This is a genomic window from Chitinolyticbacter meiyuanensis, assembly GCF_008033135.1.
GTDB lineage: Bacteria > Pseudomonadota > Gammaproteobacteria > Burkholderiales > Chitinibacteraceae > Chitinolyticbacter > Chitinolyticbacter meiyuanensis.
Map to the genome: position 1 here is coordinate 3,795,616 of NZ_CP041335.1, position 11,796 is coordinate 3,807,411.

Below are 11,796 nucleotides of genomic sequence, written 5' to 3' on the forward strand. Positions count from 1 at the left end.
CGTGCTTGCATCACCAGCGCATGGGGGGCGCGCCGCCGTCAATGCAAAGCGGGGCCTTCGCCCCGCCTTGCTCGTTTCAGATCCTGGCTCAGAACCGGGTGCGGGCAATCGCATCCGCGCAATCGGCCACCAGCGCCGGGCCGTGGTAGATCAGACCACTATAGAGCTGCACCAGGCTCGCTCCGGCGTGGATCTTCTCCACCGCGTCGTCGCCAGACAGAATGCCGCCGACACCGATGATCGGCACCTCTCCCTGCAGCAGCTCGGCGAGCTCGCGGATCACGTGGGTAGACTTGGCCCGCACCGGCGCACCGGACAAACCGCCCGCTTCGTTGCCATGGTGCACATGCTCGACACCAACCCGCGACAGCGTGGTGTTGGTGGCAATCACCGCATCGATCTTGCTGGCCACCAGCCGCTCGGCAATATCTTCGATCTGGTTGGCTTCCAGATCCGGCGCAATCTTCAGGGCTACTGGCACATAGCGGCCATGCTTGTCCGCCAATGCCGTCTGCTTTTCCTTCAGCCGCGTCAGCAACTGGCCCAGTTCGTCGGCCTGCTGCAGCTGGCGCAGGTTCTTGGTGTTGGGGCTGGAGATGTTGACCGTGACGTAGCTGGCGTATTCGTACACCTTCTCCAGGCCGATCAGGTAGTCGTCAGTGGCATTCTCGATCGGCGTGTCGAAATTCTTGCCGATATTGATGCCGAGAATGCCCTTGTATTGGGACTCGCGCACATTGGCAATCAGTGCATCGACGCCTTCGTTGTTGAAGCCCATGCGGTTGATGATGGCCTCGGCCAGCGGCAGGCGGAACAGCCGTGGCTTGGGATTGCCCGGCTGTGGCCGCGGCGTGACGGTGCCCACCTCGATGAAGCCGAAGCCGAAATCGGCCAGTGCATCGATGTGCTCGCCATTCTTGTCGAGCCCGGCCGCCAGGCCAACCGGATTGGGAAAGGTCAGCCCCATCACCTGCACCGGATCGGATTCGACGCTGGAGGTGAAGGCACGCAGGAAGCCGAACGAATGCAGCGCATCCGCAGCCTTCAAGGTAACGTGGTGCGCACGCTCGGCATCAAGCATGAACACCAATGGACGAAGCAGGCCGTAAGCCATCATGCCCCCGTGCGGTTGACGCAAGCGTCGAGGGTGTTCTGCATCAGCGTGGCCACCGTCATCAGGCCGACGCCACCCGGCACCGGGGTGATCCAGCTGGCGCGCTCGGCAGCCGCGGCGAACTCCACGTCGCCCACCAGCTTACCGCTCTCCAGCCGGTTGATGCCGACGTCGATCACGATGGCACCGGGCTTGATCCACTCCCCCTTCACGAATTCGGGAATGCCGACCCCCGCCACCACCACATCCGCCCCGGCCACCTTGGCGGCGAGGTCACGCGTCTTGCTATGGCAAACGGTCACCGTGGCACGCGCCAACAACAGCTCCAGCGCCTGCGGCCGACCAACGATGTTGGAGGCACCGACGATCACCGCATCCTTGCCAACGAGGTCGATACCGGTGCGCTCCAGCAGCGTCATCACACCGCGCGGCGTGCATGGCCGCAGCAGCGGCATCTTCAGTGCCAAACGACCGATGTTGTACGGATGGAAACCATCGACATCCTTCTTGGGATCGATCAGCTCGATGATCTTGTCCGCATCCAGATGCTTGGGTAGCGGCAATTGCACCAGGATGCCATCGACGTTGTCGTCCTCATTCAGTTGCCGTACCAGCGCCAGCAGATCTTCCTCACGGGTATCTGCCGGCAGATCATGGGCAATGGACGTGATGCCTGCGTTTTCGCACTGGCGCTTCTTGTTGCCGACATAGACCTGGCTCGCCGGATCGCTGCCGACCAGCACCACGGCCAAGGCCGGCGCACGACGACCACTGGCAACGCGTGCGTCTACGCGAGCGCGCACGTCGCGTATGATTTCCTGCGAAATGACCTTGCCGTCGAGAATCTGTGCAGACATCAGGTAAAACTCCGTGAAAACCGGCTTCGTGTGCCGATCGAATCAATGGAAAAGCGGGGAATGGGTTCGGCGCGTATTGTCTCATCCCAGCCGGGAGCGACAAACCCCGACAAGCCGATGGAATTGTTGCAGCATGCAACATATCGGAGTGATAGCTGGGGCCAAGTAGATTGCGCACCTTGCTTGACCCTACCGCCGAATCCCGCTATAGTCGCGCCTCTGTTCGGGGCGTAGCGCAGCCTGGTAGCGCATCTGCTTTGGGAGCAGAGGGTCGTGAGTTCGAATCCCACCGCCCCGACCAGACTTTGAGATAGGCATAAGAACGTTGCACCGGGCGCTCGTAGCTCAACCGGATAGAGCAACGGCCTTCTAAGCCGTAGGTTACAGGTTCGATTCCTGTCGGGCGCGCCAGATCTCGCAAAACCAGTTTTAAATCAGACGGCTAAAATCGGATGATGCACCGCTCAGCGGTGGCTGTAGCTCAGTTGGTAGAGTCCAGGATTGTGATTCCTGTTGTCGTGGGTTCGAGCCCCATCAGCCACCCCAGATCAAACCCCTTGAGAAATCAAGGGGTTTTTTCTTTTCTACTTTGGGTTTGAGCTGAGCTCTCGATCCTTCGGCCCGCCCTGTCATCGAACGCCCCCTCCCCCTGAAGGCATAGCTGTAGCAAGCCAAGTGAACTAACGGCAATCATCAAGACATCGCTTAACATCCCGGTTGAGTTCTTCCAGCAGATATTTGCAGATTGTGCTCTGGGTGTTGACGATCATCCAGAACTGACCCACTTCTAGCCCTCGCGATCACCTAAAACTGACCCACCTGTCGACACTGTCCTGCTCAAGCGATGAGCAGGGAGCAGGAGTGATAGACGTGGGCATGTTGGCCAAGATCAGACGAATGCACCTGCGCGATGGCCTCTCCATCCGCGAGATCAGCCGCCGGACCGGACTGAGCTGGAACACCGTGCGGCAATGGTTGCGCCAAGACTGCGTGACCGAGCCGAAGTATCCCAAACGCACCACAACCAGCATGCTGGATGCCTGGATCGAACCACTGGCTGCAGCCCTCAGGGCGGATGCGCATCGACCTAGCCGGGAGGGACGGACTGCCAAGGCGCTGGGTTATCCCGGCAGCTATCCGCGGGTGGTGGTGTGGGTGCGTCGTTGGCGCGAAGCACAAGCCAACGCGCCAAGGCACGCGGCCTTTGTGCCGCTGAGTTTCGAGCCTGGCGATGCCTTCCAGTTCGACTGGAGCTGCGAGTACGCCTTTGTTGGTGGCTTGCGGCGGCGGGCCGAGGTCGCCCATACCAAGCTGGCGCACTCGCGGGCGTTCTGGCTGAGCGCTTATCCCATGCAAAGCCACGAGATGCTGTTCGATGCCCATGCGCAGGCCTTTGCGGCGTTTGACGGGGTGCCACGTCGTGGCCTCTACGACAACATGAAGACCGCCGTGGACAAGGTCGGCCTGGGCAAGGCCCGCAGCATCAACCTGCGCTTTGCCGCCATGTGCTCGCACTATCTGTTCGAACCCGTGTTCTGCAATCCGGCGGCGGGCTGGGAGAAGGGCCTAGTCGAGAAGAATGTGCAGGACCGCCGACGCCAAGTTTGGCGTGAAGCACTGGAACGACGCTGGACCGACTTCGCCACGCTCAATGCCTAGTTGGCTGCGCGTTGTCGGCAATATTGGGAGGAGCAGTCTCATCCCGAGTGGCCCGCCCTGACCATCGCCGAGGTATGGCAGGCAGAGCAACCCCGGCGGATGCCATGCCCGAAGCCCTTCGACGGCTATGTCGAGCACCTGGTCCGTGTCTCCGCCACCAGCCCGATCCACTGCCAGCGCAACCGCTACAGTGTGCCGACCCGCTACGTGAATGCACTGCTGAGCGTGCGGATTTACCCCACCCAGCTGGTGCTGATGGCAGAAGACCAAAAAGTGACTCGACATACCCGCTGTTTCGAGCGTGATCAGACCCGCTACGACTGGCAGCACTACATTGCCCTAGCGCAGACCAAGCCGGGTGCCTTGCGCGATGGCGCCCCCTTCAAGACCATGCCGACGCCACTACAGCTGCTGCAACGTCATCTGTTGCGCCACGCGGGCGGTGATCGCGTCATGACACAGGTGTTGGCCGCGGTGCCGATCCATGGCCTGGAGGTCTTGCTGGCGGCCGTGGAGCAAGCCCTGGCATCCGGTCGCCCCAGTGCCGATCATGTGCTCAACGTGCTGGCGCGGCTCAAGCCAGCCACGCCCATCGCGCCCATCGACACACTGCTGCCCTGCCTGCATGAAGTCCCTCAGGCGGATGTGCAGCGCTACGACCGGCTGCGGGAGGGGCGAGCATGAGCACCGAGATCATTGCGCGGCTCAAGGCACTCAAGCTGTATGGCATGGCGGCCAATTGGCCGGAGGTACTGGCGCGTAGCCGCCATGCCGCGTTCGAGCCGGAAACGCTGCTCGGCCAACTCTGCTGGATGCAGAGCATGCCAAGCGACAGGTGCGCGCCATTGGCTACCAGATGAAGGCGGCACGCTTCCCTTCCCACCGGGACCTGGCCGGCTTCGACTTCAGCCAGGCTAAGGTGGATGAAGCGCTGGTCCGTGACTTGCATGCCACCGCCTTCACCGCCCAGGCACAGAACGGTCGTGTTCATCGGTGGGCCGGGCACCGGCAAGACGCATCTGGCCACGGCGCTTGGGGGTGGCGGCGGTGCTGCAGTACGGCAAACGGGTGCGCTTCCACTCGACCGTGGAGCTGGTCAACCTGCTAGAAGCGAGAAAGCCCAAGGCAAGGCAGGGCAACTGGCCCATCGGCTACTGTATGTGGACCTGCTGATCCTCGATGAGCTGGGTTACCTGCCCTTCAGTCAGGCCGGCGGTGCCTTGCTGTTCCACCTGCTCTCCAAGTTGTACGAGCATACCAGCGTGATCATCACGATCAACCTGAGCTTCAGCGAATGGGGCAGCGTGTTCGGCGACGTCACCCCCTCATGAATAGCATTTCGCTTTAGAGTCCGGCCCCCGATATTACCGGTTTCTTCCTCGCTAGCTGCCGGGCATAGGCCGATGGCGTCAGCCCGCCCAACGCCTTCTTCGGCCGCTCCTCGTTGTATTCCCGTCGCCAGGCTTCGATCACCACCCGCGCATGCGCCAAGCTGGTGAACCAGTGCTCGTTCAGACATTCGTCCCGCAGCCGGCCATTGAATGATTCGATGTAAGCGTTCTGGTTCGGTTTGCCCGGTTCAATCTGCCGCAGCGTGATGCCGCGCCGGTACGCCCAGTGCAGCATCGCTCGACCGCAGAACTCCTTGCCGTTGTCAGTGCGAATCACCTGCGGCAAGCCGCGTGAGACCGCTAATCGATCCAGTTGCCGCGTCAGAATTTCGCCACTGATGGCTCGCTCCGGGATCACCGCAATGGCTTCATGCGTGGCATCGTCGACAACGGTCAGGCATTTGATCACTCGTCCTTCGGCCGTGCGATCAAACACGAAGTCCATCGACCAGACCGCATTGGCGACCTGCGGCCGGATCAGCGGCTGCCGCTCCGATGGCGGCACCTTCTTGCGCTTGCGTCGCCGCACTTGCAGCCCGGCCAGTGCATATAGCCGTTCTACCCGCTTGTGGTTCACTGCCCAGCCGCTCTGGCGCAGCTTCAGATAGATCATCCCTGCACCGTAGCGACGATGGCGCTGCGCCAGTTCGACGATCCGCTGCCGTAACATGCCGTTCCGATCCGGCTTGGGCCGGTAGCGCAAGGCGCTCGGACTCATTCGGGCGATGCGCAACGCCCAGCGCTCACTCAGACCCCGTCCGGCGAGGAACCGCACCAGCTCGCGTCGCGTTGGTGCGGTCACCACTTTTTTTGCAGTGCTTCCTTGATGACCTCGTTTTCGAGCATCGAATTGGCCAGCATGCGCTTGAGCCGAGCATTCTCGGCCTCGAGTTCCTTGAGCCGCTTGGCGTCGGAGACGCTCATGCAGCCGAACTTGCTGCGCCAGAGATAGTAACTGGCTTCGGAGAAACCGTGCCGGCGGCACAGTTCCTTGATGGGCAAGCCCGCTTCGGCCTCGCGCAGGAAGCCGATGATTTGTTCTTCGGAAAAGCGTTTCTTCACGTCCAGTCTCCTTGATGGAAGGGATTGGACTCTAAAGCTGCGTGCTACTCAAACTTGGGGGGACGTCGGGTTCACTCCGTGGGGGAAGGTCAGTCGCGTCCTCCAAAACTCAGCCCCACTCCAAACAAAAACCCCCTGATGCGCGGCATCAGGGGGTTCGATGGGGAGTCTGGCGATGACCTACTTTCACACGGGAATCCGCACTATCATCGGCGCTAAGTCGTTTCACGGTCCTGTTCGGGATGGGAAGGCGTGGGGCCAACTCGCTATGGTCGCCAGACGTAACTGGTTGCGTTACGACTGTTATCGTTTCGCTGAATTCGATAGAAGAAGCACTACTTCATGGCCTGGCTTGTGTCCGCATTCGCGTCCCTCACCACACCACACTCAAATTTGTTCAGGGTTTGTATCGAGTCTCGTCACAACACCCGAACCATCGCGGCTCAGGTTATAGGATCAAGCCTCACGGGCAATTAGTATCAGTTAGCTTAACGCATTACTGCGCTTCCACACCTGACCTATCAACGTCCTGGTCTCGAACGACCCTTCAGGGGAATCAAGTTCCCAGGGAAGTCTCATCTTGGGGCAAGTTTCGCGCTTAGATGCTTTCAGCGCTTATCTCTTCCGCACTTAGCTACCCGGCGATACCACTGGCGTGATAACCGGTACACCAGAGGTGCGTCCACTCCGGTCCTCTCGTACTAGGAGCAGCCCCCCTCAAACTTCCAACGCCCACTGCAGATAGGGACCAAACTGTCTCACGACGTTTTGAACCCAGCTCACGTACCACTTTAAATGGCGAACAGCCATACCCTTGGGACCGGCTACAGCCCCAGGATGTGATGAGCCGACATCGAGGTGCCAAACTCCGCCGTCGATGTGAACTCTTGGGCGGAATCAGCCTGTTATCCCCGGAGTACCTTTTATCCGTTGAGCGATGGCCCTTCCATACAGAACCACCGGATCACTATGTCCTGCTTTCGCACCTGCTCGACTTGTCGGTCTCGCAGTCAAGCCACCTTGTGCCATTACACTATCAGTACGATGTCCGACCGTACCTAGGTGACCTTCGAGCTCCTCCGTTACACTTTGGGAGGAGACCGCCCCAGTCAAACTGCCTACCATGCACGGTCCCCGATCCAGATGATGGACCTAGGTTAGAACCTCAAACGCACCAGGGTGGTATTTCAAGGACGGCTCCATGGCAACTAGCGTCACCACTTCAAAGCCTCCCACCTATCCTACACAAGTCCGTTCAAAGTCCAATGCAAAGCTACAGTAAAGGTTCACGGGGTCTTTCCGTCTAGCAGCGGGGAGATTGCATCTTCACAAACATTTCAACTTCGCTGAGTCTCAGGAGGAGACAGTGTGGCCATCGTTACGCCATTCGTGCGGGTCGGAACTTACCCGACAAGGAATTTCGCTACCTTAGGACCGTTATAGTTACGGCCGCCGTTTACCGGGGCTTCGATCAAGAGCTTGCACCCCATCACTTAACCTTCCGGCACCGGGCAGGCGTCACACCCTATACGTCCACTTTCGTGTTAGCAGAGTGCTGTGTTTTTGATAAACAGTCGCAGCCACCTTTTCACTGCAACCACTTCGAGCTCCACGAGCAAGTCGCTTCACCCTACAGTGGCACACCTTCTCCCGAAGTTACGGTGTCAATTTGCCGAGTTCCTTCTCCTGAGTTCTCTCAAGCGCCTTAGAATTCTCATCCTGCCCACCAGTGTCGGTTTGCGGTACGGTCAATTCTGAGCTGAAGCTTAGTGGCTTTTCCTGGAAGCATAGGATCAATCACTTCGGTCTCAATGAGACCTCGTCATCACGCCTCAGTGTTAACAGGGATCCGGATTTGCCTAAATCCCCCACCTACACGCTTAAACCGGGACATCCAACACCCGGCTGACCTACCTTTCTCCGTCCCCACATCGCACTCAGAATCGGTACAGGAATATTAACCTGTTTCCCATCGACTACGCTTTTCAGCCTCGCCTTAGGGGCCGACTCACCCTACGCCGATTAACGTTGCGTAGGAAACCTTGGGCTTTCGGCGAACGGGCTTTTCACCCGTTTTAACGCTACTCATGTCAGCATTCGCACTTCCGATACCTCCAGCAGCCTTTACAAGCCACCTTCACAGGCCTACGGAACGCTCCCCTACCATGTATCAAAGATACATCCGCGTCTTCGGTTCTAGATTTGAGCCCCGTTACATCTTCCGCGCAGGACGACTCGACCAGTGAGCTATTACGCTTTCTTTAAATGATGGCTGCTTCTAAGCCAACATCCTGGCTGTCTATGCCTTCCCACCTCGTTTTCCACTTAATCTAGCATTTGGGACCTTAGACGGCGGTCTGGGTTGTTTCCCTCTTGACACCGGACGTTAGCACCCGATGTCTGTCTCCCAAGCTCGCACTTAACGGTATTCAGAGTTTGCCATGGTTTGGTAAGTCGCGATGACCCCCTAGCCATAACAGTGCTTTACCCCCGTTAGTGATACTTGAGGCACTACCTAAATAGTTTTCGGGGAGAACCAGCTATTTCCAGGTTTGTTTAGCCTTTCACCCCTATCCACAGCTCATCCCCTAGTTTTGCAACACTAGTGGGTTCGGACCTCCAGTGCGTGTTACCGCACCTTCATCCTGGCCATGGATAGATCACCTGGTTTCGGGTCTACGCCCAGCAACTAAACGCCCTATTCGGACTCGGTTTCCCTACGCCTCCCCTATTCGGTTAAGCTCGCTACTGAACGTAAGTCGCTGACCCATTATACAAAAGGTACGCAGTCACCCCACGAGGGGGCTCCCACTGTTTGTATGCATCCGGTTTCAGGTTCTATTTCACTCCCCTCCCGGGGTTCTTTTCGCCTTTCCCTCACGGTACTGGTTCACTATCGGTCGATCACGAGTATTTAGCCTTGGAGGATGGTCCCCCCATCTTCGGACAGGATTTCGCGTGTCCCGCCTTACTTGTCGTATGCTCAGTACCACCATTGTCTTTTCGTGTACGGGGCTATCACCCACTATCGCTGGCCTTTCCATACCATTCCACTAAAACAATGACTATCACATACAGGCTCTTCCCATTTCGCTCGCCACTACTTTGGGAATCTCGGTTGATTTCTTTTCCTCAGGGTACTTAGATGTTTCAGTTCCCCTGGTTCGCTTCACATGACCTATGTATTCAGTCATGGATACCTCAAAAGAGGTGGGTTTCCCCATTCGGACATCTGCGGATCAAAGCTCGTTTGCCAGCTCCCCGCAGCTTTTCGCAGGCTGCCGCGTCCTTCATCGCCTGTGATCGCCAAGGCATCCACCAGATGCACTTATTCGCTTGATCCTATAACCTCAAACACGATGTGTTCTTGATTACAGTGTTTGCGACGTCTGAATCCTTCGACTTGTCGAATTCAGAACTCGATACAATCAAACCCAATTAAAACAAATTTGAGTCTTGCTTCTTCTATCTTGTTAAAGATCAGATACAGAGTTTAATACTCGTCCAACTGAAGCAGTCAGAAGCAAACCCACTGCATCTTGCAATGACTTTGCTTCTGAATCCTTCCAGACATTCGGTGTTGGTGGAGGCAGACGGGATCGAACCGACGACCCCCTGCTTGCAAAGCAGGTGCTCTCCCAACTGAGCTATGCCCCCATCGGATCAAACTGTCTTCCCATCCACCAAGCGGTAAATGGTGGGTCAGATAGGAATCGAACCTATGACCCCCGCCTTATCAAGACGGTGCTCTAACCGACTGAGCTACTGACCCAGTTTTCTTCCACCAGACCATTCACGCCACCCGCGCCATCATCATTTAGATAATCTACGCCGGCTGAGCGACTGACCCAGTTTCTTCCCCGGGTCATCTACATGACCCAGTTCTCCGTATCTTCAACTTACAGCCGATGAGTGTGAGTACTTGGCAAGAGAACCTTGCTCTTGAAAGGAGGTGATCCAGCCGCAGGTTCCCCTACGGCTACCTTGTTACGACTTCACCCCAGTCATGAATCCTACCGTGGTAACCGGCCTCCTTGCGGTTAGCCTAGCTACTTCTGGTAGAACCCACTCCCATGGTGTGACGGGCGGTGTGTACAAGGCCCGGGAACGTATTCACCGCGACATGCTGATCCGCGATTACTAGCGATTCCGACTTCATGCACTCGAGTTGCAGAGTGCAATCCGGACTACGATCGGTTTTATGAGATTGGCTCCCCCTCGCGGGTTGGCGACCCTCTGTACCGACCATTGTATGACGTGTGAAGCCCTGGTCATAAGGGCCATGAGGACTTGACGTCATCCCCACCTTCCTCCGGTTTGTCACCGGCAGTCTCCTTAAAGTGCTCAACTGAATGGTAGCAACTAAGGACAAGGGTTGCGCTCGTTGCGGGACTTAACCCAACATCTCACGACACGAGCTGACGACAGCCATGCAGCACCTGTGTTACGGCTCCCGAAGGCACCCCTCTATCTCTAAAGGGTTCCGTACATGTCAAGACCAGGTAAGGTTTTTCGCGTTGCATCGAATTAATCCACATCATCCACCGCTTGTGCGGGCCCCCGTCAATTCCTTTGAGTTTTAATCTTGCGACCGTACTCCCCAGGCGGTCTACTTCACGCGTTAGCTGCGTTACTAAGGATCGAAATCCCCAACAACTAGTAGACATCGTTTAGGGCGTGGACTACCAGGGTATCTAATCCTGTTTGCTCCCCACGCTTTCGTGCATGAGTGTCAGTGTCAGCCCAGGGGGTTGCCTTCGCCATCGGTGTTCCTCCACATCTCTACGCATTTCACTGCTACACGTGGAATTCCACCCCCCTCTGCCGCACTCTAGCGAGCCAGTCAGCAATGCAGTTCCCAGGTTGAGCCCGGGGATTTCACATCGCTCTTAACAAGCCACCTGCGCACGCTTTACGCCCAGTAATTCCGATTAACGCTTGGACCCTACGTATTACCGCGGCTGCTGGCACGTAGTTAGCCGGTCCTTATTCTTCAGGTACTCTCATCCCCGGGAGATATTAGCTCCAAGGATTTGCTCCCTGACAAAAGGGCTTTACAACCCGAAGGCCTTCTTCACCCACGCGGCATTGCTGGATCAGGCTTGCGCCCATTGTCCAAGATTCCCCACTGCTGCCTCCCGTAGGAGTCTGGGCCGTGTCTCAGTCCCAGTGTGGCGGGTCGTCCTCTCAGACCCGCTACTGATCGTCGCCTTGGTAGGCCTTTACCCTACCAACTAGCTAATCAGCCATCGGCCGCTCTAATAGCGTGAGGTCTTGCGATCCCCCACTTTCCCCCTCAGGGCGTATGCGGTATTAATCCGGCTTTCGCCGGGCTATCCCCCACTAATAGGCACGTTCCGATGTATTACTCACCCGTTCGCCACTCGTCAGCGGACCGAAGTCCCTGTTACCGTTCGACTTGCATGTGTAAAGCATGCCGCCAGCGTTCAATCTGAGCCAGGATCAAACTCTTTTGTTTAATCACTTAGCTTTAGTACTTTGGCTCGTACTTAACTCAAGGAATCATCCGAAGATGATTTTCTTTCGTCTCGTGCGAGCACTTGTTGGTTTCCCACCAAGCACTCACACGCATCGGCTGTATTTTGTTAAAGATCAGAACCGCTGCACCGCCGAAACCTGCTAAACTCTTCGTTTCGCTTGTTTCGTTGCTGTGTCAGCAGCGAAGAAGCCGAACTATACGGCCCTCCCACAC

5 protein-coding genes, 5 tRNA genes, 3 rRNA genes and 3 pseudogenes are annotated in these 11,796 nt (G+C 57.4%); 7 read left to right on the forward strand and 9 right to left on the reverse strand.

The features are described from left to right. Nucleotides 1-88: 88 nt before the first annotated feature. Together FLM21_RS18115 and folD are read right to left on the reverse strand one after the other, a co-directional pair. On the reverse strand, nucleotides 89-1,114 hold the full coding sequence (locus FLM21_RS18115) for a quinone-dependent dihydroorotate dehydrogenase (RefSeq protein ID WP_148717600.1): 1,026 nt from the start codon (nucleotides 1,112-1,114) through the stop codon (nucleotides 89-91). Next, nucleotides 1,114-1,971, reverse strand: coding sequence for a bifunctional methylenetetrahydrofolate dehydrogenase/methenyltetrahydrofolate cyclohydrolase FolD (gene folD, locus FLM21_RS18120; protein WP_148716923.1), 858 nt, complete (start codon nucleotides 1,969-1,971; stop codon nucleotides 1,114-1,116). The genes FLM21_RS18115 and folD overlap by 1 nt, the downstream gene beginning before the upstream one ends. Nucleotides 1,972-2,195: 224 nt before the next feature. Between folD and FLM21_RS18125 the strand changes: the two genes are divergently transcribed. The 7 genes and pseudogenes from FLM21_RS18125 to FLM21_RS18150 all read left to right on the forward strand — a co-directional run bounded on the left by FLM21_RS18125 (nucleotide 2,196) and on the right by FLM21_RS18150 (nucleotide 4,961). Further along, nucleotides 2,196-2,272 (forward strand) — tRNA-Pro (locus FLM21_RS18125). Between the two features lie 33 nt (nucleotides 2,273-2,305). Continuing rightward, nucleotides 2,306-2,382, forward strand: a tRNA-Arg gene (locus tag FLM21_RS18130). Between the two features lie 59 nt (nucleotides 2,383-2,441). Then, nucleotides 2,442-2,517: transfer RNA gene (locus tag FLM21_RS18135), tRNA-His, on the forward strand. A 324-nt stretch (nucleotides 2,518-2,841) separates the two neighbouring features. Then, a pseudogene (gene istA, locus FLM21_RS18140) lies at nucleotides 2,842-4,314 on the forward strand (IS21 family transposase). Beyond that, a complete protein-coding gene (locus FLM21_RS18145) occupies nucleotides 4,311-4,490 on the forward strand; it encodes a hypothetical protein (RefSeq protein WP_148716924.1) in 180 nt (59 codons plus the stop codon). The pseudogene istA and the gene FLM21_RS18145 overlap by 4 nt, the downstream one beginning before the upstream one ends. Further along, nucleotides 4,487-4,543, forward strand: a pseudogene (locus FLM21_RS21570) (hypothetical protein); the annotation flags it as partial. The gene FLM21_RS18145 and the pseudogene FLM21_RS21570, both read left to right, overlap by 4 nt. Nucleotides 4,544-4,613: 70 nt before the next feature. Then, the gene (locus FLM21_RS18150) at nucleotides 4,614-4,961 is read left to right on the forward strand and encodes an ATP-binding protein (RefSeq protein WP_187359981.1); all 348 of its coding nucleotides are present in this window, start codon (nucleotides 4,614-4,616) and stop codon (nucleotides 4,959-4,961) included. A 13-nt stretch (nucleotides 4,962-4,974) separates the two neighbouring features. Here FLM21_RS18150 and FLM21_RS18155 read toward each other — a convergent pair whose 3' ends face one another. The 7 genes and pseudogenes from FLM21_RS18155 to FLM21_RS18180 all read right to left on the reverse strand — a co-directional run bounded on the left by FLM21_RS18155 (nucleotide 4,975) and on the right by FLM21_RS18180 (nucleotide 11,562). Continuing rightward, a complete protein-coding gene (locus FLM21_RS18155; RefSeq protein WP_246120753.1) occupies nucleotides 4,975-6,006 on the reverse strand; it encodes an IS3 family transposase in 1,032 nt (343 codons plus the stop codon). Beyond that, a pseudogene (locus FLM21_RS21430) lies at nucleotides 5,934-6,083 on the reverse strand (transposase); the annotation flags it as partial. The gene FLM21_RS18155 and the pseudogene FLM21_RS21430, both read right to left, overlap by 73 nt. A 167-nt stretch (nucleotides 6,084-6,250) precedes the next feature. Beyond that, nucleotides 6,251-6,363: ribosomal RNA gene (gene rrf / locus FLM21_RS18160) — 5S ribosomal RNA — on the reverse strand. A gap of 172 nt (nucleotides 6,364-6,535) precedes the next feature. After that, nucleotides 6,536-9,425, reverse strand: a 23S ribosomal RNA gene (locus FLM21_RS18165). Between the two features lie 239 nt (nucleotides 9,426-9,664). Beyond that, nucleotides 9,665-9,740 (reverse strand) — tRNA-Ala (locus tag FLM21_RS18170). Between the two features lie 38 nt (nucleotides 9,741-9,778). After that, nucleotides 9,779-9,855: transfer RNA gene (locus FLM21_RS18175), tRNA-Ile, on the reverse strand. Nucleotides 9,856-10,028: 173 nt separating this feature from the next. Beyond that, nucleotides 10,029-11,562: ribosomal RNA gene (locus tag FLM21_RS18180) — 16S ribosomal RNA — on the reverse strand. The 16S, 23S and 5S rRNA genes sit together here with 2 tRNA genes alongside, the layout of an rRNA operon. Between the last annotated feature and the right edge of the window lie 234 nt (nucleotides 11,563-11,796).